Here is a 23,048-nt window from a genome sequence, read left to right as displayed (position 1 = left end):
TTCGAGTTCGGCAATGGATCACCTGGAAGGTTCCTGTGCAGCTACCCATAAAAAACGCAATCAAGCAATGCCAAAAGTACTTAGATACTGATCTGAAAGACAACTTGTCTCAGGCCAAGATCAGCGTACAACTTTGCTCGCTGGCGTTGGCATTCGCACTAGTTGCCTCTGGCGTTATCATATTATTTCGCCTTTTATTGCAATGGTTCAATGACTATACCCAAACCCAAGAACTCGATTTTACTGGCAACTTTGGTGACTGGCGAGTGCTATTACCACTTTTAGGTGCATTGTTAATCTGGGTTGTGGCAATTTTGGGATCTAAACGCTATAAGCGAATGGGAATTGCTTATGTGATGCAGCGCATGAGACTCCATTACGGCAAAATCCCATTACAATCAGCTCCAGGACAATTCTTCCAAGCACTGTTCGCCCTTGCCACCAATTTCTCGGTCGGCCGAGAGGGGCCCGCTATCCATTTAGGCGCAGTGAGCGCGAGTGTCATGGCCGAAAAATTTAATCTGCCCGACAACAGTGTCCGAATTATGTGTGCCAGCGGCATTGCCGCCGGTATTGCGGCAACCTTCAACGCCCCATTAGCGGCAGTCATTTTTGTGTTTGAAGTGGTGCTCCGCGAGTACAAAGTCCACTATTTTTTTCCTATTATGTTGTCGGCAATCTGTGGCGCGGTTTCTAGCCAATTAGTTTTTGGCAATATTCATGAGTATGACCAAATAGGTGTGATCAGTATTCCGCTGTCACAATACCCAATCTTACTCGTGTGTGGGGTTACCTTGGGCTGTATCGCCGCACTGTTTAACCACAGCCTATTGAAAGTCACCGCTACTGGACAATCATGGCCATTGATCTACCGATTACTCCTAGCAGGTACCATCACCACCATTATCGGTCTATTTCTGCCACAAGCCTTAGGCAGTGGTGATCTGGCGATAGACCATGCCATTAGTGATAACCCAAGTTTATGGTTACTCGTGGGCTTGCTCGTCGGTAAAATTATCGCCACCATTGCAGCAATTGGACTCGGTATTCCCGGTGGCATTATAGGGCCGTTATTTGGTATTGGAGCCTTGATAGGTTCCATTTTAGCTATCGTCAGTGCGTTTTTCTTCCCCTCTATTACCCCCTATGTAGGGCTTTATACCATCATAGGAATGACAGCGATGATGGGCGTCTGCTTAAGCGCTCCGCTGGCGGCGTTGGTAGCCCTACTCGAGCTCACCAATAATGCCGCGATTATTTTGCCAGCGATGTTCGTTACCATCCCCGCTTTCCTCATTGCTCACCAAGCTTTTAATACAAAATCACTGTTTTATAAGCAGATGGAGATCATGGGCTTGGACTACAAAATCTCCTCAGTCAAATTAGGCTTGCAGAAAAAAGGCGTGAGAGCATTAATGGATAAGCGCTTTGTTATTGTTCGAAACAATGATGAGCTGCTACTTGAAGTCCTGAAGCGTGCACAGGGGCGCTCAGTATTAACCCAAAACCAAGCAGGCGAAATGGAGATGCTGCAACTTGAGCTGCAAGTGGTTGACGATATGAGCACCCTGACTCGCCACCCTATCACTGGACTTGTCGATACCTGCACCCTCAAAGAGGTGTATGACGTGCTGTCTCGTGAGCGGCGCGGCGAAGTGTTTATCTATCAGCGTACTGTAGAAAATGTGGTGGGGGTGATCAGTTGGGCTATGCTACAAAAAGAGATTAACTCAGGGCAGATATAATCACAGTCCTTCATTGCGACCAGAGTGATCAACAAGGTCACTACCCATAGCTGTGAAGTTAAAAATCTGACCTTACGTTGGTAAGTTAACGCTTTGAGCGCTGCGCCAACGCCAATATGACGAAGTGCATTAATACCACTAACCAAGCCTATCATTGCAGCCATATCCCCCGACAAAAAGTTCCAGGAAGGCAAACGCTTGCGATCGCAAGAAATGGGCGTATAATCCCACGGAATTTTTCAAAACAGAGCGTAATAATGAACCAGGCAGTTAAGTACAACTTGACTCATTTTCGTCGAGGATCGGCGTTGGTTTTATTTTCTGTTTTTCGATTTCAAAAAAAAGCCTCCTTGTTTAAGGGGGCTTTTTTTTGTCTGCTTTTTACGTGAGGAGACTGTTTTAAACCTTTTTATTTATGTGCGCTTCATTCATTGCACAACTTGAATGTAAACACTGCGAAGAAAGCTTAAAACCATTTGTATCCGTTATCTATAATAAAGGAAAGAGAAGCCATGGCTAACTCGTTGTTTCAAAAACATATCATCTCCATTCCGGAATTAACCCGAAGTGAACTTGAACTTATCGTTGAAACTGCTGGAAAATTAAAAGCAGAGCCAAATCCTGAACTATTAAAAAATAAAGTTGTGGCTTGCTGTTTCTTTGAACCATCTACACGCACTCGCCTCTCTTTCGAAACCGCAATACAACGTCTTGGCGGCACGGTTATTGGTTTTGATAACGCTGGCAATACATCACTGGCGAAGAAAGGAGAAACTCTGGTCGATTCCGTACAAGTGATCTCCTCTTATGTCGACGCTTTTGTGATGCGTCACCCACAAGAGGGCGCTGCACGTCTGGCCTCAGAATTTTCTCATGGCGTACCAATCGTTAACGGCGGTGACGGGGCAAATCAGCATCCAACTCAAACCCTATTGGACCTATATTCAATCTTTGAAACTCAAGGTCGCTTAGATAACTTAAACATCGCCTTCGTTGGCGATCTCAAGTATGGCCGTACCGTACACTCTTTGACCCAAGCGCTATCCAAGTTTAACAAGATTAACTTCTTCTTTATATCGCCAGAAATCCTAGCCATGCCTGATTACATCTGCGAAGAGCTAGACCAAGCAGGCATTAACTATAGTGTGCACGCCACCATGGAAGAGGTGATACCAGAGCTAGATGTTCTCTACATGACTCGCGTTCAGAAAGAGCGTTTGGACGAATCTGAGTATGTACATATGAAAGCGGCTTACATCCTAACGGCTTCAATGCTGGCTGATGCGCGAGACAACTTAAAGGTATTACATCCGTTACCACGTATCGATGAAATTACTGTAGATGTAGATAAAACCAAACACGCGTACTACTTTCAGCAAGCGGAAAACGGGGTTTACGCGCGTGAAGCACTGTTGGCTCTAGTACTAAACGAACAACTTTAAGCAGGAGAGAATCGCTATGACTAAGGAAACCCAACAGGTTGAAGCAATCAAAAATGGTTCTGTTATCGACCACATTCCCGCAAATGTAGGAATAAAGGTGCTTAAGCTGTTCAAAATGCATAAAACCAACCAACGTGTGACGATAGGCCTTAACCTGCCATCTTCAGCCTTGGGCGCGAAAGATCTCATTAAGATTGAGAATGTGTTTATCAGCGCCGATCAAGCCAACCAACTGGCTTTATATGCACCGAATGCAACCGTGAATCAAATTGAAAATTATGAAGTGGTTAAAAAGCTAACATTGTCACTACCAGAGAGAATCAATACTATTTTCAAGTGCCCTAATAGCAATTGCATCACTCATAATGAGCCTGTCGACAGCAGTTTTACTGTTATTGCAAAACAAGAAGATATCCACCTAAAGTGTAAATACTGCGAAAAAGTCTTTTCACGAGAAATCGTCACCGAACGCACTTAGTCTAAGCAAGCGTAAAAATGATAAGCTTGAGATGAATTAGCATATTGTTGCTGTTTCATCTCTAGCTTATTATTGATTATGCAAGCCAAACTGGGCCTCCTTTCCCTGTAGAGTGAAGAGAGGCCGGCGAGTAAAGTCTTCACAAAAAACTCAAGATAGCACGTATACACAGACCTCATTAAAAGCACTATCAATGCCTAGATATGTGAGCAATGACGTTGAAAATGCTGGGTATAAGATCACAATAATAGATCTATTTGAGGGCAATTTAGATCAGGCTCATATACTCTATCTGACACGCATTCAAAGAGAGCGTTTTCCTTGACAGGAAGAAGCAGATAAGTATCGTGGTGATTTTCGTTTAAACCACAATATTTGCACACAGCATTACACATAAAACACAGTGATCATGCATCCGCTGCCACGAGACGCTAGAGAGCAGACAAATGAGTTGGATAACGATTTAAACAGTCGTCCAAACTTAGTCATCTTTAGACAGGCAGATAATGGATTACTCATCCGCATGGCACTGTTTGCACAGACATTAGATGTTGATTCACAACACGAACAACACGAATGTCCAGTTAATTGGTATTCACAAAAAGCCGATTTTTAATCTGGCAATTGACTTTAAGGATATAGAATGACCCGTTCTGAAACCCTATTTGAACAGGCTAAAAAAACCATCCCTGGTGGCGTTAACTCGCCAGTACGAGCCTTTAACGGCGTGGGTGGCTCACCTCTTTTTATCGAAAAAGCTGATGGCGCTTATATCTATGATGCCGACGGTAAAGCCTATATCGATTATGTGGGTTCTTGGGGCCCGATGATTTTAGGTCATAATCATCCTAAAATTCGTGCAGCGGTCTTAGCCGCCGTTGAAAACGGACTTTCATTTGGTGCGCCAACAGAACTTGAAGTGCGCATGGCTGAAAAAGTAATTGAAATGGTTCCATCTATGGAACAAGTACGTATGGTGAGCTCTGGTACTGAAGCGACCATGAGCGCTATCCGTCTGGCTCGTGGTTTCACTAACCGTGACAAAATTCTTAAGTTTGAAGGCTGCTACCACGGCCACGCTGACTGCTTACTAGTGAAAGCAGGCTCTGGCGCACTAACTCTGGGCCAACCAAGCTCACCAGGTATCCCTGAAGATTTCGCTAAGCACACCCTAACCGCCGTTTATAACGAATTGGAATCGGTTAAAACACTATTTGAACAGTACCCAGAAGAGATCTCGTGCATCATTCTTGAGCCTGTGGCTGGCAACATGAACTGCATTCCACCGATCCCTGGTTTCCTTGAGGGTCTACGTGCCCTTTGTGACCAATACGGTGCGCTACTGATTATTGACGAAGTGATGACAGGTTTCCGCGTATCAAAAAGCGGAGCTCAAGGTCACTACGGTATCACCCCAGATCTAACAACTTTAGGTAAAGTGATCGGTGGCGGTATGCCAGTGGGTGCTTTCGGTGGACGCAAAGATGTGATGCAGTTTATCGCACCTACGGGTCCTGTTTATCAAGCCGGTACGCTGTCGGGTAACCCAATTGCCATGTCAGCAGGTCTTGCACAGATGGAAGCACTTTGTGAAGAGGGCCTTTATGAAGAGCTAGCCGCTAAGACAAAACGTATCGCAGAAGGCTTCAAGGCTGCTGCGAATAAGCACGGTATTCCGCTTAGCATTAACTACGTAGGTGGTATGTTTGGACTCTTCTTCACCGAAGAAGAAAACGTCACTCGTTTTGACCAAGTGACTCAATGTGATGCAGAAGCATTCCCAACCTTCTACCATGGCATGTTAGATGAAGGGGTTTACCTTGCACCTAGCGCCTATGAAGCAGGCTTCCTGTCTATGGCTCACGGCGAGAAAGAACTTGAAGCCACACTTGCAGCCGCTGATCGCGTCTTTGCTAAAATGGCTAAGTAAGCTTGTCTGATCACAGAGCATAAAAGGACGCCTCGGCGTCCTTTTTTATTAACCTAATGAGCCTTAATGCTGCTGAAAAACTGATTAGCAGTGATTTTAACTAACTTTTCACCGCCAACCACCATAAAAAACGATAAACCCAATTAAATAAGCATAATAGCCTAAATGTGAGGGTTAACTGATTTTTATCTAGAGCGATTCACCAAAGTAATACGTCTAAAAAAAATATTCTTCTAACCACAAAATCCACGCATGCGTAACATCTCATTTTTTAATAAAGTTAGACTAAGGTAACGCTTGCGTATTACTTCATCCTATGGTCAGATCGCCGCCTAACACAACAACCTTAATTAAACCTTGATTTAAGTCATGACGAACTTGGCATCAAGTTCTCGATTTACGTCAGCCGTAGGAACAAATGTATGCTCAACATTTTCCTGATAACTCTTGCTGTGCTAGCACTATTAAGCATTATTTTTGAAGAAGTTACCCACCTAAACAAAGCAAAAACCACCCTATTCTTTGGCTGTGTTGCCTGGATAACCCTGTTTGTCGCAGCTCGTGATCCTAGCCACCAACACCTGATTGCCGAACAGTTAAATGAGAACATACTTGAAATTGCGACACTGTGGCTGTTCTTGATGTCAACCATGACCTTTGTTGCCTACCTTAATGCTAAAGGCATGATACAAATTTTGGTGCAGAAGCTGTTTCCGCAAAAAGTTTCTGTTCGAATGTTAATGATCCAAGTAGCCTTATTCTCATTAGTCCTATCAGCCATCTGTGACAACGTCACCGCGACCCTAGTTTCACTAGGACTATTGACCACTTTCCAACTAGAAAGTCAGATGAAACGCCGGATGGCGGTACTCATTATTTTTGCAGTGAACTCTGGCGGTGTCGCCCTCATCACTGGCGATGTGACCACCTTGATGATTTTCCTCGGTGGACATGTGCATATCTCGCAACTGTTAATCCTATTCATCCCTGCGGCGATTAGCGTCATGTTACTGGCAGTACTCTTCTCTTTAAAAGCCGAAGGCCATGTCAGCACTACCCCAATTAAGCGCCAATACAATAAGATTGACGTGCTAATTGCGCTGATTTTTTTAACCACCATTATTCTTACCATGGTGTTAAATATTTTCTTTGGTATTCCACCTGTATTGACCTTCCTATCTGGGCTGTCGATTATGTTCTTAGTCGGCACCACCTCTCGCAGCAACAAAGAGGAGCTGCAGATCCTGGAATATATCCGTCAGGTCGAATTTGATACCTTGCTGTTCTTCCTTGGGATCTTGTTACTTGTGGGTATGCTTAAAGAGATTGGTACCTTGCATCTTTTGACTGAAGTGTACGCAAAGTTCGATCCAAACATCTCTAACTTTGTTACTGGTATAGGTTCTGCACTATTGGACAACGTGCCGCTCACCGCTGCATTATTAAAGGCTGAGCCTGTATTGACAACACCTGAATGGCTTGGCTTAACCTACTCTGTTGGCGTGGGTGGTTCGCTATTGGTGATTGGTAGTGCGGCGGGAATTATCGCCATGAGTAAGGTTAAGGAACTCACCTTCGTGACCTATCTTAAATATGTTCCCGCATTGACCTTATGCTATAGCTGTGGCTATGGATTGACCTTGCTATTGGCATACAAGTTTTTCGGTTAACAGCCACCACCCAAGACACCTAAAAAGCAAAAGGCGATGAAGTGATTCATCGCCTTTTTGTGTCAGGAACATTGATGTTTACACCAGAGTGTAAATTTTCCCGTGGATGGATAGAAATTAACAGCGAGAAACTGGCCTTGTATCTAGTCCGACTATTTGTTTGCTAGATTGCGGGCACCTTAAATTCAGTCCCAGCGACTTCTAACACGACATCACGCGGTCTAATCTCAACAATGGTTAATTTCCCGCCAATTTTATCGCCTTGCTGCAACTCAGCGCCATCGACATTTAACCAGCGGTTATTAGGATCGCTGGCATAAACATGAGCCAAGATATTAAACTCTGGCACCTGCAACTGCACTCCAGCGGGTAACTCTCCATATTTAGGCAGTTCATCGGGCTTAGGTGTTGGTATAGGGTCCAGTTTAGCTTCTGTCACTGGTGTGGCGACCGCGTTTTCTATCTCCACCTCTTTCAGTGCAGCCTCAAATGCTGCCAGTAAATTACTTGATGCTTCAGCACTAACAGGTTGCGCTTGCGGTTTTGATTCTAGCCCGACATCCAGTGCGGCATCGTCGACTTGCTGTTTTAACGAATTAAGCACTTCTTGGCCACGCTGATTGCTGTTTGCTCCCAAGATTATCGGCTCTTGGGTTTGTTGCACTGACAGAGCACTCGTCTCTTTGGGTGCAGCATAGGCAATGGTACGTGAGCCTGCTGCAATATTTGGCTCAACAACTTGATTGCGATTTGGAACCGAATTCTGCGGAGTCTGCTGTGGGCGTGCGACAGCCATTGGCAAGGCCACTTTGCCCGCCAATTGCACACTTGATGTTGCTTGAGGCTGCTGCGTTAACGCGCTGTGCTGACTATCAGGCTTAGTCGCAGACTGTTGCACCACAGGTTCGATATCACGCCCTTGATTTGTGCCAGACGGCACCTTGGTACTCAATAACCAAGCAGAGCCTACCGCTAACAGCAATAGCGCAACAAAGCCGGCGATTTTGAGCCCTAAATGTTTGCTCTTATTCATCTGTTGGTATTGAGCACGCGGCGTGATCACCGGATCAATAACTTGGTCTTGCTGTTTAGCGCGCGTCACCGCGTCGAGTAGGATAGACATTAATAACGTCCCTCACTCTCTTGTAAGCGCGGTCCCTGATTACTGAGATACAAATTGAGTTGTACTAACGTCTGACTGCCAGCTATCGCATCAGCACGCAGACCATGTTGACGTTGGAAATCCTTTAGCTGCTGCTCGAGTTCGCTATCAAAATAGCTGACGAGTCGCGGCGACTTGTCTTGAATATGAGCTAAGGCATTTTCTAACCACTGTATTTGCGATACTGGTGCACTGCGACCAATCTCTTGTGGTTGGTTGCTAGGCGCTTGCCATAACAGCTCAAAAGTGCCGCTAAAGTGGCGATTAAACCAATCTCTGTCAACCCAGAGTTGCTGCTCTGAGAGTTGCAGTAATAGCTGCTCTCCTTGACGTGAAACCACAGTGCCATAAAACGGCTCTTGTTGATCATCTTGTAAATAGACCACTGCAGGATAGTTTAATCGAACGATTGAGTTCCAATTGCCCTGCTGCTGAAAACAGGCCAACCCCTGTTGCTGTGCTGACTGGCATGCAGTTAAGCCGATATACGGGGCTTTACCCCACAGCCCAAGAATGCTGGCATAGGCGGTGTCTATGCTACGGCTTTGGGCTATTGCGCTTCTGAGCACCTGCTGGTTGGCCGACAAAGACGGGCTCTTCGTTGGTTCTGCAGCGGGTGGCTGTTGCTGTGGCTCGCTTGTCGCTGCCAATGGCTTTGGTGTATCAGCTTGCAACTGATTGTGATTAAACAGGTAAAAAGCGCCAGCAAAGGTAGACACGACAGCAATTGCAGCGGCAATCGGCAGGAGTCGGCTTGGTTTCTTAATCTCTTCGCCCAGCACTTCGCTCGCTGCCGTGCTAACCATATTCGCATCTATCGGTACTTTCGATTGCGCGTATCCCGCCATTAAGGCGCGTTCACATAATAAGTTGATGAGACGCGGAATCCCGCCGCTGTATTTATGCAAGGCCTTGATGGCTTTGCGATGAAACAAGGGTTCATGACGTCCGCCCACCTGCAAGCGGTGTTGCACATATAGCGCAATCTCCTCCTGCGTAAGCGGCAAGAGGTGGTAACGAGCGGTGATCCGCTGTGCCAACTGCCTAAGCTCTTGGCGCTTCAATAATTGCTGCAGCTCTGGCTGGCCAATTAAGATCACCTGGAGTAATTTTTTTGTATCCGTTTCTAGATTGGTCAGCAGACGCAACTGCTCCAACACGTCAGCCCTTAGATGTTGCGCCTCATCGATAATCAGCACCGTATTGCGGCCTTTATCATGATTGGCGAGCAAGAATTGGCTAATTTTATCGGTAAGCTGCTTTAAGCTGGGTGATTCCCCATACGTAATCGAGAGTTCATCACAGAGGGTGGCGAGTAACTCAAGTTCAGTTAATGACGGATTCAAAATAAAAGCGGTATCGGTATTTTCTGGTAACTGATTGAGTAGGCAGCGAGAAACTGTAGTTTTTCCAGTGCCGACTTCACCGGTCAATAAAACAAAGCCCCCGGTTTCCCCCAGCCCATAGGTCAAGTGAGCCAACGCCTCTCGATGCCGATCGCTCAAAAACAGATAATGGGGATTGGGTGCAATAGAAAATGGGTTATCGCTAAGTCCGTAAAACGCTTTGTACATGCAGCCTTCAGTCCGAAAAAATAAATGACGGTTCAAATTAATCCTTAGGCGCTACATTGTCAAAACTTCGCCCTAAATAATTGTGAAGCAGTGGCGATCTATTTGTACGAAATAACCCAAGGGCCATGCTAATCTATAAGCAAGTTCAATTAAGACAACACCTAACGTGAAAATCTATTTAGTTGGCGGCGCTGTCCGCGACCAATTGCTGCAACTCCCCATAAAAGATCGCGACTTCATGGTGGTGGGCTCGACGCCGCAAGAGATGCTGCAACTGGGCTATAAACAGGTTGGCAAAGACTTTCCTGTGTTTTTACATCCGAAAACGCAACAGGAGTACGCCTTAGCACGTACCGAGCGCAAAACCGCCGCTGGCTATGGTGGCTTTAGTTGTTACGCCGCCCCAGATGTCACCATAGAAGAGGATCTGCTGAGACGGGATCTTACTATTAACGCCATCGCTCAAGATGATGCGGGGAATTTGGTCGACCCCTACGGCGGCCAACGCGATATTGAACGGCGTCAACTAAGACACGTATCCGACGCCTTTGTCGAAGACCCACTGCGTGTGCTACGAGTGGCGCGATTTGCCGCTAGGTTTCACCATTTAGGCTTTAGCGTTGCGCCTGAAACCTTAACCTTAATGCAAACTATTGCTGCTAGTGGTGAGTTACAAGCACTAACCCCAGAGCGTGTATTTTTAGAGCTAGATAAAGCCTTAAGCTGCCAGTCACCACAAGTGTTTATTGAGGTCTTGCGCCAGTGCCATGCGCTACCTATCTTGTTCCCTGAAATAGAAGCGTTATTTGGCGTCCCACAACCCGAAAAATGGCACCCAGAGATTGATACAGGCATCCATACCCTGATGGTGCTCGAGCAATCGGCTGCGCTATCAAGCAATAATGCCGTCCGTTTCGCCGCACTAGTCCATGATCTCGGCAAAGCACTCAGTCCCAAAGAGAGTTTACCCAAGCACCACGGCCATGGACAAAAGGGCTTAGCGCCTATTAAAGCCTTATGTGAGCGAATTAGAGTACCCAACGAGTATCGAGACTTAGCATTATTAGTGAGCGATCTTCACCAGAATATTCACCAAGCGTTTGAGCTTAGACCAGAGACCATCATCAAACAGTTCGATAAAGCCGACCTGTGGCGAAAACCAGAACGCCTAGCACAGATACTATTGGCCTGCGAAGCAGACATGAAAGGAAGAACGGGTTTTGAAGCTCAAGACTATCCACAGGCAAATTATTTAACTTCATGCTTTAACGCCGCTAAAAATATCGACATTAAACCCATTATTGCGTCGGGCTTCAAAGGCGCCGATATTAAAACAGAACTCCAGCGTCAGCGTATCGAAGTCGTTGCTGAATGTAAGACGACATTGGCGTCGAAGTACGACTAACAGCAAGTAATAGTTAAATTTTAGTGAACATTCACCATTTTTCGTCCAAAAAGCGGCCTCACGCTTGCTTTTAAAGGTTGATGAGATATTGTATTAGTACCTTAGGGTGAAAATTCATAGCAAAATAAAATAGCTATGACATAATTAACCAGTTGCAGTTGTATTTTCGGCTGCTCCATTTCAATCCAACTTATTTAAAGGGATTTCCCAATGAACAAAAAAGTACTGATGATTGCTGGCGTAGCAATGACTGCCCTTCTTGGTGGTTGTGCAAACACTACTGCTCTAGAAGAGAGCGTTGCGAACCTAGGCAACAAGGTTGATCAATTATCAGCTGAAGTTAGCTCTCTTAAGTCAGAGCAAGGCGCTCTTTCTGCAGACGTTAAAGATGCAAAAGCTGCTGCGATGGACGCACAAGCTGAAGCTAAGCGTGCTAACGATCGCATCGACAACATCGCTTCTTCTTACAAGAAGTAATTTGTCTGTATCGGCAACACATCTGTGTTGCCGATATATTTCCTCCTCTGCACAACCTCTCTCCTTCTCTTTGCTCCATCTTCTAAAACGACTCTAAATCAATATACGCTCAACCTTGCCAGTGATATCAGCAAATGATTCACCCCCTAAATTTTTGACGCCCAGCCAGATATCTCAAAGAATTACTCCCCAGCTTAAAGCACAAAAAAGCGCCCCGAAGGACGCTTAATCAATTCGCCGCAAATGTTACTGCGCTAAAGCATCGGCATCTAGCACGGTAAATGCCTCTTGAGCAATATTCATCGGAATACCATTTTGTGTCAGCAAGGCATCGTTGGCCTTATCACTATCAACATGGCTCTGGCTAATAAATTTCACGATTTTACTATTAAGGCTGATCACCTTCTCGCGCTGCTCATGCTCAGATTCAGACAATGGCGAGTGCACTTCAATAATGTGGCGACCGTCTGGCTCTGCCGAGATCTTTACCGTCTGATTAATCACACGCACGCTATCGCCATATTTAGCTTGATTAAATAGCCATTCAATATCATCAGGATTGAGGCGAATACAACCCGCACTAACGCGCATGCCGATACCAAAATCTTTGTTGGTGCCATGGATAAGGTAGCTGCCATCGCCATAGGAGAGTTGCATGGCATACTTGCCCAGCGGGTTATCTGGACCTGCTGGCACCACACGAGGTAAGACTTCACCGCGCTCACGCAGATGTTCGGCACGTAAACTCGCCGGTGGCGTCCAACTTGGATTGGGAATACGAGCTTTAATCTTAGTGGTCATCTCAGGCGTTTCACGACCAATACGACCAATGCCCACCGGGAACACATGCACTTCTCGGCCATTTTTTGGATAATAGTAGAGGCGTAGTTCAGGCAGGTTAATTACTATGCCTTTACGCGGAACATCTGGCAGTAGCATCTGCGTTGGAATAACCAGTGCCGTACCGACCGTTGGCAGAAAAGGGTCAACACCTGGATTTGTTTCCATTAGCTCTAAGATGCCAATATTGTATTTATCGGCAATTGTCTTAAAGTAATCACCTTTTTCAACCACATGGGTCTGCAGTTCACCAATTAGGCGGCCGCCATTTGTAGGCAGCGAATAGACATTGGCCTGAGCAAACAGTGGCGATAAACTCAAGATGAGCAACAGCATTTTACGCATCATCAATATGGGTTCCGATAAAAACATGAATAATAGGCTCAAAGATTACCCTGAGCCGCTCCAATTTTCTAGCTAATCCACTACTTATCTGCAGTCTCGTCAGCTAATTTTTGGCTAACCGATACAAAAAAATCTATCTCTAGTTCGGCAAAACTTGCCGCAAGAATTTGCCGTTTGATTTTCTCGCTTGCCCGCCACGCATAGGGCGTCATTTCCAGCAGCGTCAGCGCATCTTCACCGCTCATGTCCAATTTGAAGCTAATGCGTTCTTGGCTAAGTAAATGTTGCCCTTTAGGCACACTCACATCGCCATTTTTCTCTGACAAACCGTTATAAAGAAACTCTTTAACCTGCCAAAGATGACGTGGGCCGGGTGATACCTGCACAAAAAAGCCATTGGGTTTTAATACTCTTAGCAGCTCCTTGCCTTTTAGTGGCTTGTCGACAAGGGTTATCAAGTCAAAACTGTTGTCGGCAAAGGGTAGTACTTTTAATTGGCTCACAATGTAAGTGGCATCAGCATGGCTTTTTGCCGCAGCAAACATGGCATTTTCCGCCTCACCGACACCCGTCTGCTGGCATTCAATATCATGTTCTGACAATGCACTGGCTAGCGACCGCAGAAAAAAGCCCTCGCCACAATCAAAATCGAGGTGCGCTAGTGGCTCGCCATTTTGTGATACCGCTAACGCCTCAACTAATTGGTTGCGCACAGCAGCAAGCATAGGTTCAAAGACACCAGACTCCAGCAAGAAACGTTTAGCACGCATCAGCTGCCTAGAATCGATGTGAGGCTTCTTAGCTTGGCTAAATACCCAGTATCCCTGCTCATTTTTATCCAGATGATGTTTATTTTCACAATGCAGGCCTTGAGACGCCTCATGAATACTCATGGGGGCTTGGCAAACAGGACACAAATAATGACTTTTCATTGGCTCTCTTTAACTGACTCTGGGTAATTAGGTTTAGCTCATTAATCGCTTAGGAAAAAATAACGACGCAAAGCACCGCACCCAATACTAGACGATAAATAACAAAAGGTGTCATGCCCATGCGGCTGATGATTTTCAAGAAGTAGTGAATACATAAATAAGCTGCGACAAATGAAACAATCGTTCCAAGTACGAGTGCTTGATAGTCAATATTGACACCGCTTTCAAAGAGATCTTTCACCACTAAAATGGCCGCCCCTAAACTAACAGGTACCGACATTAAAAATGAAAATCTTGCCGCCGCCTCACGGCTCAAACCTAACATTAGCGCCGCCGTAATGGTGGCACCAGAACGTGAGGTTCCGGGGATCAAGGCCATAGCTTGCGCGATACCAATCACTAGGGCTTTTTTCCAGCCCACTTGAAACTCATTAAAGCCTTCACGATTCATTCTGTCAGCCCACCAAAGCAGTAAGCCGAATACTATGGTAGTGAATGCGATCACTTCAATATTGCGCAGATGGGTCTCAATAAACCCTTTTGCAGTAAAACCGACAATGACGGCTGGTATGGTGGCGAGAATAATCCACCAAGCTAATTTGCTCTCTTCATTTTGTTCACGCTTAACAATACTGCCTGTCCAAGCGTTAAACATAGACCAAAGCTCACGGCGAAAATAGATAACCACCGCCAATAACGAGCCAGTATTAACCGCGACATCAAATGTTAAGCCTTGATCTTCCCAGCCCAATAACTGCGCGGGTAAGATAAGGTGCGCTGAGCTTGAGATCGGTAAGAATTCAGTAAGGCCTTGAATCAAAGCCAATACAATTACCTGAAAAGTGTCCATGTTTATCCTTTAAAAATGTCTTAATAAGACCAATGAAACTCTATTGGCCACAACTTTTGCTGTGACTTGTCATAATTATCCCACAGGGATTGGTAAGATTGATGCGCAAGCGGATGGCTTAAATCAGGGGCTATCTCAGCAAGAGGCCAAAGCACAAAGGCATTGGTGGTGATTTCAGCCCTCGGTAATTCAACAGGCGTTGTGACCACACAATCGTCATAAAGCAGGAGATCGATATCTAAGGTACGTGGGCTAAATTTCTTAGCACCTATCTTGCGGCCATTATCTTGCTCAATCTGCTTAAAGACGGCGACCACCCCAGCAATATCAAGCTCGGTGTCGGCAGCGACCACCATATTCAGGAAGTTACTCCCATTAAAGCCCACCGCCTCACTTTCAAACACAGAGGACAAACACAGATTTGAAAAATGCGCTGATAAGGCCTTTAACCCCGCATTAAAATACCGCTCTGGCTCTATGTTACTGCCAATACTGATAAATATACGCGCCATGATGTTATAGATGACCTCGCTCTATCTCGACGCCAACCGCTGCAGCACTCGGTACAGCGCCAGGCTTCATCACCCGCACTTTGACCCAAGGCACATTAAACTCATCCATCACACATTTCGCACAGCGTTCGGCAACGGTTTCAATCAGCTCAATGGGCTTTTCAGTTATCAATGCAGTAAGGCGATTTGACACAGTTTCATAGCAAAGTGCATGTTGATAATCATCACTATCTGCTGCGGGGCGATTGTCCCAGGCCATCTCAAGATCAATAAGCAAGTTCTGATGGATCTGTTTTTCCCACTCATATATTCCAATCACAGTTGCAACGCTCAATTGTGATATCAGCACCTTGTCCATAATGCCTCCCGCTAGGCAAATAAAATGTGGCAAAAAAAGAGGTCTAATAAGCTAAGCCGGATAATCTCGGTATAATTGCAAAATTGAACCGATTACCCCTTTCGTACAGCGCAAAACCCAAGTAGGATAAGCTGCTGTAATAGTGGGATAATGGGATATAAATGTTACATAATAAACCTAACAAGCAATAAATATCACTTGCGAACCCATGCACAAAATACAAGGTTTAATCAGGCGCCTCAATACTAGGCCGCGATGATACCCTAAGAAGGATAAGGAAACCAATTTGAGCTTAACACTGTTGACCCTAGCGATGATATTAACCGCCTATCTAGCCGGTTCAATTTCAAGCGCTGTGCTAGTGTGTCGACTTCGAGGCCTACCAGATCCTCGCAATGAAGGTTCTGGCAATCCAGGTGCCACTAACGTACTGAGGATCGGCGGCGCCAGTGCTGCGGCCATGGTGTTGCTATTTGATATGCTTAAAGGCGCAATTCCTGCTTATTTGGCCTTTAGATTGGGTCTTGATGCGGTATCGTTAGGGCTTATCGCCATTGCAGCCTGTTTGGGCCACATTTTTCCGATATTTTTTAAGTTTCAAGGTGGTAAAGGGGTCGCAACCGCTTTTGGTGCGATGGCACCTATCGGCGCAGACCTATCACTTGCACTGGTGGCGACTTGGATGGTGATGGTACTGATATGTCGTTACTCTTCACTGGCGGCCATCACTACAGCCCTGTTAGCCCCAGTCTACACTTGGTACTTCGATGAGCGATTTACATTGCCTGTCGCCATGTTATCGGTACTCATTGTGATCCGTCACCGAGAAAATATTCACCGTTTGCTCAAAGGCGAAGAGTCTAAAGTCACGCGCAAAAAGAAAGACAAGGCGTGACCCAGCTGTGAATGCTAACGACTAATATTTAGCAAGCACAGCAGGCAGGTGACACCGCAGTCGTTACGCCATAGTCATTACACTGGTGGCAATGAATCTAATGGCCAGCGAGGCATCCCTTTCACCGCTAAATCTTCAATCTGCCCCGCTTTTAATCGTTGCAACCCAGCATAAGCAATCATAGCGCCATTGTCGGTGCAGAACTCACCACGCGGATAGTAGACCTTACCGCCTAAGCTTTGCATCATCTCAGCCAATGACTCGCGTAAGCGGCTATTTGCACTCACGCCGCCAGCAATAACCAGACGGTTATAACCCGTCTGTTTAAGGGCGCGCTTACACTTAATCGCTAACGTGTCGACGACAGCTTCCTCAAAGGCTCTGGCAATATTAGCGCGAGTCTGTTCATCATCAGGCTCGGCAGCAATCGTATTCGCCGCAAACGTTTTAAGGCCTGAGAAACTAAAATCCAAACCAGGACGGTCAGTCATTGGCCGTGGAAAACGGTAATGGCTAGGTTCACCTTTGGCTGCCAGTTTTGCCAAGCGAGGACCGCCGGGATAATCCAGCCCCATCAATTTGGCGGTCTTATCGAACGCTTCACCTGCGGCGTCATCTACCGACTCACCAAGTACTTCATAACGCCCTATCCCTTCGACAGCGACCATCATAGAGTGGCCACCAGAGACAAGCAGCGCCAAGAAAGGGAACTCAGGCACATCTTCCTCTAACATAGGTGCCAGCAGATGACCTTCCATATGATGTACACCAACGGCTGGCTTGCCCCATGCAAACGCTAAGGCGCGGCCAACACATGCGCCCACAAGTAATGCTCCAACTAAACCCGGCCCCTTAGTGTAAGCAATGCCGTCAATATCATCTTGGGTGCAGTTAGCATCACTTAAAGCTTGCTTAATTAATGGAATAATCTTGCGAACATGATCGCGCGAGGCCAATTCAGGCACCACTCCACCATAATCGGCATGCAACTTAACCTGACTATATAATGCATGAGATAACAGCCCTTTCTCGTCGTCATAAACGGCTATTCCAGTCTCATCACAAGATGTCTCTATTCCAATAACTCGCATCGTTTTAAATCTACCTCAATTTAGTTGCCGCCGATTTTACCTGCTTGAGTGACATTATTCCAATAGAGTTAACTAACAAGGCAGACCTCGCATCGCAACGACAATAAAGCGCGAAAACCCGCGTCAGAATAAGATAGGCTGCTAAACTTGATCCCTGTGGCGAACAAAGATCGAAAATAGGATCGCGATAAGGGGTTTACAAACGGTTGCTGCTCGGTATAGAATTCCGCACCATTTTTAAATTAACTTGGGTTAAGAAATTAACTCAATACAACCTACACCTAAGGGGTGATGGCGTATGCCAATTATTAAAGTACGTGAAAATGAACCATTTGACGTAGCTTTACGTCGTTTCAAGCGCTCTTGTGAAAAAGCTGGTATCTTAGCCGACGTTCGTGCTCGTGAATTTTACGAGAAGCCAACTACTGCACGTAAGCGTGCTAAAGCCGCTGCAGTTAAGCGTCTTGCTAAGAAGCTTTCTCGCGAAAATGCGCGTCGCGTACGTTTATACTAATCTCTTATGAGCCTAATTGATCAGCTAAAAGACCAAATGAAAGAGGCCATGCGCGCTAAAGAAAAGCTGCGTCTGGGAACTATTCGTATGGCACTGGCAGCCGTCAAACAGATTGAAGTGGATACCCGCGAATCTCTGAATGATGATCAAGTCATAGCCGTCTTAACCAAAATGGTTAAACAACGACGCGATTCGATTGCTCAATATGAAGCAGCCGGTCGTGACGAGCTAGCGCAAGCCGAAGCAAGTGAGATTCAAGTTCTTGAAACTTTCCTGCCTCAACCTCTTTCACAAGAAGAGGTTGCTGCGTTAGTCGAGGCAACTATCCTTGAGGTAGCGGCATCATCGATGGCGGATATGGGCAAAGTAATGGGAGCATTAAAACCTAAAGTACAAGGACGAGCTGACATGGCGGCAATTGGCGCTATGATTAAGGCGAAACTTCAGTAACTTAGTTTTTGATGTATGAATGAGCCGTGCTTCTGCACGGCTTGTTTGTTTATATCTATCTGTTCTCTTTCGCGAAAGGCGGCATTTATACAGCAATGGCGATACCTCGTGATTTTATCAATGAGCTTGTAGCTCGCACCGATATTGTTGATCTTATCGATGCTAAAGTGCCCTTAAAAAAAGCGGGTAAAAATCACTCTGCCTGCTGTCCGTTTCATAGCGAGAAGTCCCCATCATTTACCGTTAGCAGAGACAAACAGTTTTATCACTGTTTCGGTTGTGGCGCCCACGGCAACGCTATCGACTTTGTGATGGAGTATGACAGATTAGACTTTGTTGATGCCGTTGAAGATCTTGCCGGCAGACTCGGTGTAGACGTCCCGAGAGAGCAAGGTACAGGCAAGCGCAAAGATGAAGGCTTAAGCAGAGATCTCTACCAGTTAATGGAAGAGTCGAGTCTGTTTTTTCAAAAGCAGCTTAGGCAACATACAGATAAACAAAAAGTGCTCGACTATTTGTCACATCGAGGACTGTCTGATGAAGTAATAGACCACTTCAATATTGGTTTTGCACCAGATGGCTGGGATGGCTTATTAAGCCGTTACAGACAAAACCAAGAGTCACAAGACAAATTACTTACCGCAGGTATGGTAATTGAAAATGACAGCGGCAAACGTTATGACAGGTTTCGCGACCGTTTAATGTTTCCTATCCGCGATAGACGCGGCAGAGTCATTGGTTTTGGTGGCCGTGTTTTAGGTGATGGCACACCCAAATACTTGAATTCGCCAGAAACGCCCATATTTCATAAAGGTTATGAACTCTACGGTTTGTATGAGCTCAAGCAGCGTCACCGAGATCCGCAGCAAATATTGATTGTTGAAGGATATATGGACGTCGTCGCGCTAGCACAATTTGGCGTAGACTATGGTGTAGCCTCGCTTGGCACATCGACCACAGCTGAACAATTTCAGCTGTTGTTACGTAGTGCAAAAGAGGTGATCTGTTGTTATGACGGCGACAGAGCAGGCACAGAAGCGGCATGGCGCGCATTAGAAACCGCCCTACCCTTAATTAAACCAGGCGATCAAGTGAAGTTTATGTTCTTACCCGAAGGGGAAGATCCTGACTCTCTCATACGCCAAATAGGTAAAGAGAAGTTTGAACAGTCAATAGGAATCGCTAAATCGTTACCTGACTTTCTGTTTGAAACCTTGGCCACGCGACACGGCACAGATAAAGGCACCTTAGCTAAACAAGCGATGGCGCTAATAGAAAAAGTACAAGACACTGTTTTACAAAGTTTACTGCTAGAGAACCTAGCCTATAAACTGGGGATGAACAGTGCCGAAGAACTTAAGCGAAAACTAGGCTTTAATGTAAAAAGCCAAAGCAAGTCGCTACAAAGTAAAGCACTTAAGGGACGTGGAACACCATTGCGACTAGCCATCGCACTGCTCGTTCAACACCCGCACTTGGGCAATGAACTGCCCGAGCAAAGAGCGCTAAAACATATAAAGATGACAGGCATCGAATTGCTTATCCTCTTGTTAGACCGAACTCGAGCAGACAACATAACCAGCGCACAACTACTTGAACAGTTCAGAGGTGATGACCAGTTAGGCACCCTGAAAAAACTGACCCAATGGGACCATCAAGTGGCGGATGAAAACTTGCAGCAAGAGTTCAAAAAAGCCTTGGTATGGCTAAACAATCAATATATTGAACAGCGATACCAGGAATTGAGCTTAAAACAGCACCATACTAAAGAAGAGCGGATGCAACTTAAAAAGCTCATTGCTGTGATGCAAGGTCAAACTTAGAGCAAAATTTGTCTCAATAAGTAATGACTTGGACTAGCACAGCAAAGCACACACGGCTATAATTGACGATTTGCGCGGCATAATTGCCCGTCGTTTAACTGTTACCCAACTTGGATGATATCTATGGAGCATACTCCGCAGTCGCAACTTAAATTGTTGCTTGCCAAAGGTAAAGAGCAAGGTTACTTAACCTATGCAGAAGTGAATGACCACTTACCTGCAGATATGGTCGATTCAGACCAGATCGAAGATATTATCCAGATGATTAATGACATGGGTATTCGCGTCTATGAGCAGGCGCCGGATGCCGATGACATCATGATGTCTGAAGACAGCACCGATGAAGATGCTGCCGAAGAAGCTGCCGCAGCACTGGCTACGGTTGAAGCTGAACTGGGACGCACAACAGACCCTGTCCGTATGTATATGCGTGAAATGGGTACAGTTGAACTTCTGACACGTGAAGGCGAGATTGTTATCGCTAAGCGTATCGAAGAAGGTATCAATACAGTTCAAGCCTCAGTAGCTGAATATCCTCAAGCCATCTCAATGATCCTTGAGCAGTATGACCGCTACGAAGCTGAAGAAGTCAGACTATCTGATATTATCTCTGGATTTGTTGACCCTAATGCTGATGATGTTGCGCCTACCGCGACACACGTTGGCTCTGAGCTCTCAGACGAAGAGCTTGATGACGAAGATGAAGAAGATGAAGAAGATGATGACGACGAAGAAGATGACACGCCAAAGGGTCCAGATCCTGAGGAAGCTCGCGAGCGTTTCGCTCAACTTCGTGAAGCGCATACCAACGGATTAAAAATCATCGAGTTGAAGGGTCGAGATCACCCTGAAGCTATTGGTGCATTATTCGTTATCGGTGAAATCTTCAAAGAGTTTCGTCTAGTTCCTAAGCAGTTTGACCGCTTAGTAAAAAGCATGCGCGAAATGATGGACAAGGTACGTGTTCAAGAACGTCTCATCATGAAGCTCTGTGTTGAACAAGCCAAGATGCCAAAGAAAAACTTCGTTAAGGTTTATACCTCAAACGAAAGCAGCATCGAATGGTTTAACGAAGAGATCGCAGCGAAGAAACCTTATGCAGAAGGCTTGGAGATGGTTGCTGATGACGTGAAACGTTGTCGCGCTAAGCTCGATGCTATCGAAAAAGAAACCGGTCTTGCTATTGCAGCAATCAAAGATATCAACCGTCGCATGTCAATCGGTGAAGCGAAAGCGCGTCGTGCGAAGAAAGAGATGGTTGAAGCGAACTTACGTCTAGTAATTTCTATCGCGAAGAAATACACCAACCGTGGTTTACAGTTCTTGGATCTGATTCAAGAAGGTAATATCGGTCTGATGAAAGCGGTAGATAAGTTTGAATACCGTCGTGGTTATAAGTTCTCAACTTATGCAACATGGTGGATCCGTCAGGCAATCACTCGCTCTATTGCTGACCAAGCAAGAACGATCCGTATTCCTGTGCATATGATTGAAACCATCAACAAGCTTAACCGTATCTCTCGTCAAATGCTGCAAGAGATGGGTCGTGAACCATCTCCTGAAGAGTTGGCAGAGCGCATGTTAATGCCTGAAGATAAGATCCGTAAGGTACTTAAGATTGCTAAAGAACCTATCTCAATGGAAACCCCTATTGGCGACGATGAAGATTCGCACTTAGGTGACTTTATTGAAGATACGACGCTTGAGCTACCTCTGGACTCAGCCACAGGCGAAAGCTTGAAGAACGCGACTCACGAAGTCTTAGCAGGCCTAACGGCCCGTGAAGCCAAAGTGCTGCGTATGCGCTTTGGTATCGACATGAACACTGACCACACCCTAGAGGAAGTGGGCAAGCAGTTTGATGTTACCCGTGAGCGTATTCGTCAGATTGAAGCTAAGGCTCTGCGTAAGCTGCGCCACCCTTCTCGCTCAGAGATCTTAAAGTCATTCTTAGACGAGTAACCGCTCGTTAGTTTGACCCATTTAAAGCCCAGCCCTAACGCTGGGCTTTTTATTTTATGGCCTTAAAAACGTAAGATTGATTAACAGATAACCACTTGAATTCAAACTTAGGATTTGAGCGAAAAACTGGGGTGACAAGCGCTTGCAAACCTCGTATACTTCTCAGCGCTTTCGATAGTGACGACTATCTTAAGTCGGCCCCTTAGCTCAGTTGGTTAGAGCATACGACTCATAATCGTCAGGTCCACAGTTCAAGTCTGTGAGGGGCCACCAATACAGATGAGCCGTAGTAGGTTAGTACCTATTACGGCTTTTTCGTATCTGGCGTTCTGTGTAGCAAATATGTAGCAGATGCAGAGGTTATTGCACGAGGAAGTTTTAAGCGTGACTCTGATTTAAAATATGATAATTCCCCAATACCAAACTTCTTCACCACTATAGCTAGTGCTCTCCCTAATCAGATGTAACAATTCTCTGTCATATTGGAAAGCACAATATCTCGATGACTCTCCATTCTAATTAAAAGCGGTGCCATGAAGCATGTGATGCCCTCAGAGTAGCTTGTGATGTTGCTTAGGGTAATTAGGTATATT

20 protein-coding genes, 1 tRNA gene and 1 pseudogene are annotated in these 23,048 nt (G+C 45.7%); 14 read left to right on the top strand and 8 right to left on the bottom strand.

The features are described 5' to 3' along the window. The first annotated feature begins 35 nt into the window (after positions 1-35). The 6 genes and pseudogenes from BEL05_RS16605 to nhaD all read left to right on the top strand — a co-directional run bounded on the left by BEL05_RS16605 (position 36) and on the right by nhaD (position 7,265). Positions 36-1,745: a chloride channel protein gene (locus BEL05_RS16605; RefSeq protein ID WP_069671852.1), complete on the top strand. Its 1,710-nt coding sequence runs from the start codon at positions 36-38 to the stop codon at positions 1,743-1,745. 512 nt (positions 1,746-2,257) lie between these two features. Next, the gene (gene pyrB, locus BEL05_RS16600; RefSeq protein ID WP_028762269.1) at positions 2,258-3,187 is read left to right on the top strand and encodes an aspartate carbamoyltransferase; all 930 of its coding nucleotides are present in this window, start codon (positions 2,258-2,260) and stop codon (positions 3,185-3,187) included. Positions 3,188-3,203: 16 nt separating this feature from the next. Further along, complete coding sequence (gene pyrI / locus BEL05_RS16595; protein ID WP_028762270.1) at positions 3,204-3,665, top strand: aspartate carbamoyltransferase regulatory subunit; 462 nt, start codon at positions 3,204-3,206, stop codon at positions 3,663-3,665. A 112-nt stretch (positions 3,666-3,777) separates the two neighbouring features. Further along, a pseudogene (locus tag BEL05_RS16590) lies at positions 3,778-4,281 on the top strand (aspartate carbamoyltransferase); the annotation flags it as partial. Between the two features lie 27 nt (positions 4,282-4,308). After that, positions 4,309-5,595: a glutamate-1-semialdehyde 2,1-aminomutase gene (gene hemL / locus BEL05_RS16585; RefSeq protein ID WP_028762272.1), complete on the top strand. Its 1,287-nt coding sequence runs from the start codon at positions 4,309-4,311 to the stop codon at positions 5,593-5,595. A gap of 422 nt (positions 5,596-6,017) precedes the next feature. Further along, positions 6,018-7,265 (top strand): sodium:proton antiporter NhaD, encoded by a 1,248-nt coding sequence (gene nhaD, locus BEL05_RS16580; RefSeq protein WP_028762273.1) that lies wholly within the window; start codon positions 6,018-6,020, stop codon positions 7,263-7,265. A gap of 163 nt (positions 7,266-7,428) precedes the next feature. On the opposite strand, the gene BEL05_RS16575 is transcribed toward nhaD, so the two are convergent. Next, positions 7,429-8,388 carry a general secretion pathway protein GspB gene (locus BEL05_RS16575; protein WP_069671851.1) on the bottom strand — a complete coding sequence of 320 codons (960 nt, stop codon included), beginning with the start codon at positions 8,386-8,388 and terminating at the stop codon, positions 7,429-7,431. After that, the gene (locus BEL05_RS16570; protein ID WP_069671850.1) at positions 8,388-10,001 is read right to left on the bottom strand and encodes an ExeA family protein; all 1,614 of its coding nucleotides are present in this window, start codon (positions 9,999-10,001) and stop codon (positions 8,388-8,390) included. Before BEL05_RS16570 ends, BEL05_RS16575 begins: the two co-directional genes overlap by 1 nt. Before the next feature lie 166 nt (positions 10,002-10,167). Here BEL05_RS16570 and BEL05_RS16565 point away from each other — a divergent pair, with 166 nt between their 5' ends. Together BEL05_RS16565 and BEL05_RS16560 are read left to right on the top strand one after the other, a co-directional pair. After that, positions 10,168-11,406, top strand: a complete 1,239-nt coding sequence (locus tag BEL05_RS16565; protein ID WP_069671849.1) for a multifunctional CCA addition/repair protein — start codon at positions 10,168-10,170, stop codon at positions 11,404-11,406. Between the two features lie 210 nt (positions 11,407-11,616). Beyond that, positions 11,617-11,883: an Lpp/OprI family alanine-zipper lipoprotein gene (locus tag BEL05_RS16560; protein ID WP_028762277.1), complete on the top strand. Its 267-nt coding sequence runs from the start codon at positions 11,617-11,619 to the stop codon at positions 11,881-11,883. Between the two features lie 246 nt (positions 11,884-12,129). Here the strand turns inward: BEL05_RS16560 and BEL05_RS16555 are convergent, their stop codons facing one another. The 5 genes from BEL05_RS16555 to folB form a co-directional block, all read right to left on the bottom strand. Next, positions 12,130-13,071 carry a L,D-transpeptidase family protein gene (locus BEL05_RS16555; RefSeq protein ID WP_081730621.1) on the bottom strand — a complete coding sequence of 314 codons (942 nt, stop codon included), beginning with the start codon at positions 13,069-13,071 and terminating at the stop codon, positions 12,130-12,132. Between the two features lie 77 nt (positions 13,072-13,148). Beyond that, on the bottom strand, positions 13,149-14,000 hold the full coding sequence (locus BEL05_RS16550; RefSeq protein WP_069671848.1) for a methyltransferase domain-containing protein: 852 nt from the start codon (positions 13,998-14,000) through the stop codon (positions 13,149-13,151). Between the two features lie 49 nt (positions 14,001-14,049). Continuing rightward, positions 14,050-14,850 (bottom strand): undecaprenyl-diphosphate phosphatase, encoded by an 801-nt coding sequence (locus BEL05_RS16545; RefSeq protein ID WP_028762279.1) that lies wholly within the window; start codon positions 14,848-14,850, stop codon positions 14,050-14,052. A 20-nt stretch (positions 14,851-14,870) separates the two neighbouring features. Then, a complete protein-coding gene (folK, locus tag BEL05_RS16540) occupies positions 14,871-15,362 on the bottom strand; it encodes a 2-amino-4-hydroxy-6-hydroxymethyldihydropteridine diphosphokinase (protein ID WP_028762280.1) in 492 nt (163 codons plus the stop codon). 4 nt (positions 15,363-15,366) lie between these two features. Continuing rightward, positions 15,367-15,720, bottom strand: coding sequence for a dihydroneopterin aldolase (gene folB, locus BEL05_RS16535; RefSeq protein WP_028762281.1), 354 nt, complete (start codon positions 15,718-15,720; stop codon positions 15,367-15,369). 286 nt (positions 15,721-16,006) lie between these two features. Here folB and plsY point away from each other — a divergent pair, with 286 nt between their 5' ends. After that, the gene (plsY, locus tag BEL05_RS16530; protein ID WP_069671847.1) at positions 16,007-16,615 is read left to right on the top strand and encodes a glycerol-3-phosphate 1-O-acyltransferase PlsY; all 609 of its coding nucleotides are present in this window, start codon (positions 16,007-16,009) and stop codon (positions 16,613-16,615) included. 77 nt (positions 16,616-16,692) lie between these two features. On the opposite strand, the gene tsaD is transcribed toward plsY, so the two are convergent. Next, positions 16,693-17,706 (bottom strand): tRNA (adenosine(37)-N6)-threonylcarbamoyltransferase complex transferase subunit TsaD, encoded by a 1,014-nt coding sequence (gene tsaD / locus BEL05_RS16525; RefSeq protein WP_028762283.1) that lies wholly within the window; start codon positions 17,704-17,706, stop codon positions 16,693-16,695. 298 nt (positions 17,707-18,004) lie between these two features. Between tsaD and rpsU the strand changes: the two genes are divergently transcribed. From rpsU to BEL05_RS16500, 5 genes are all read left to right on the top strand, one after another. Then, positions 18,005-18,220, top strand: coding sequence for a 30S ribosomal protein S21 (rpsU, locus tag BEL05_RS16520; protein ID WP_006080725.1), 216 nt, complete (start codon positions 18,005-18,007; stop codon positions 18,218-18,220). 6 nt (positions 18,221-18,226) lie between these two features. Continuing rightward, the gene (locus tag BEL05_RS16515) at positions 18,227-18,670 is read left to right on the top strand and encodes a GatB/YqeY domain-containing protein (protein ID WP_028762284.1); all 444 of its coding nucleotides are present in this window, start codon (positions 18,227-18,229) and stop codon (positions 18,668-18,670) included. Between the two features lie 95 nt (positions 18,671-18,765). Continuing rightward, positions 18,766-20,493: a DNA primase gene (dnaG, locus tag BEL05_RS16510; protein ID WP_069671846.1), complete on the top strand. Its 1,728-nt coding sequence runs from the start codon at positions 18,766-18,768 to the stop codon at positions 20,491-20,493. 123 nt (positions 20,494-20,616) lie between these two features. After that, positions 20,617-22,455: an RNA polymerase sigma factor RpoD gene (gene rpoD / locus BEL05_RS16505; protein WP_217629871.1), complete on the top strand. Its 1,839-nt coding sequence runs from the start codon at positions 20,617-20,619 to the stop codon at positions 22,453-22,455. Positions 22,456-22,651: 196 nt separating this feature from the next. Beyond that, a tRNA-Ile gene (locus BEL05_RS16500) sits at positions 22,652-22,728 on the top strand. Positions 22,729-23,048: the final 320 nt, after the last annotated feature.

This window comes from Shewanella colwelliana, assembly GCF_001735525.1.
Taxonomy (GTDB): Bacteria; Pseudomonadota; Gammaproteobacteria; order Enterobacterales; family Shewanellaceae; genus Shewanella; species Shewanella colwelliana.
The sequence above is the reverse complement of the archived record's forward strand: the minus strand, read 5'-3'. Positions and strand labels throughout refer to the sequence as shown.

Coding starts and splice junctions, on each gene's coding strand:
- BEL05_RS16550 (WP_069671848.1), bottom strand. CDS start 14,000: ATGAAAAGTCATTATTTGTGTCCTGTTTGCCAAGCCCCCATGAGTATT.
- BEL05_RS16575 (WP_069671851.1), bottom strand. CDS start 8,388: ATGTCTATCCTACTCGACGCGGTGACGCGCGCTAAACAGCAAGACCAA.
- BEL05_RS16545 (WP_028762279.1), bottom strand. CDS start 14,850: ATGGACACTTTTCAGGTAATTGTATTGGCTTTGATTCAAGGCCTTACT.
- pyrI (WP_028762270.1), top strand. CDS start 3,204: ATGACTAAGGAAACCCAACAGGTTGAAGCAATCAAAAATGGTTCTGTT.
- tsaD (WP_028762283.1), bottom strand. CDS start 17,706: ATGCGAGTTATTGGAATAGAGACATCTTGTGATGAGACTGGAATAGCC.
- BEL05_RS16570 (WP_069671850.1), bottom strand. CDS start 10,001: ATGTACAAAGCGTTTTACGGACTTAGCGATAACCCATTTTCTATTGCA.
- BEL05_RS16555 (WP_081730621.1), bottom strand. CDS start 13,071: ATGATGCGTAAAATGCTGTTGCTCATCTTGAGTTTATCGCCACTGTTT.
- folK (WP_028762280.1), bottom strand. CDS start 15,362: ATGGCGCGTATATTTATCAGTATTGGCAGTAACATAGAGCCAGAGCGG.
- pyrB (WP_028762269.1), top strand. CDS start 2,258: ATGGCTAACTCGTTGTTTCAAAAACATATCATCTCCATTCCGGAATTA.
- rpoD (WP_217629871.1), top strand. CDS start 20,617: ATGGAGCATACTCCGCAGTCGCAACTTAAATTGTTGCTTGCCAAAGGT.
- dnaG (WP_069671846.1), top strand. CDS start 18,766: ATGGCGATACCTCGTGATTTTATCAATGAGCTTGTAGCTCGCACCGAT.
- BEL05_RS16515 (WP_028762284.1), top strand. CDS start 18,227: ATGAGCCTAATTGATCAGCTAAAAGACCAAATGAAAGAGGCCATGCGC.
- BEL05_RS16560 (WP_028762277.1), top strand. CDS start 11,617: ATGAACAAAAAAGTACTGATGATTGCTGGCGTAGCAATGACTGCCCTT.
- folB (WP_028762281.1), bottom strand. CDS start 15,720: ATGGACAAGGTGCTGATATCACAATTGAGCGTTGCAACTGTGATTGGA.
- nhaD (WP_028762273.1), top strand. CDS start 6,018: ATGCTCAACATTTTCCTGATAACTCTTGCTGTGCTAGCACTATTAAGC.
- rpsU (WP_006080725.1), top strand. CDS start 18,005: ATGCCAATTATTAAAGTACGTGAAAATGAACCATTTGACGTAGCTTTA.
- hemL (WP_028762272.1), top strand. CDS start 4,309: ATGACCCGTTCTGAAACCCTATTTGAACAGGCTAAAAAAACCATCCCT.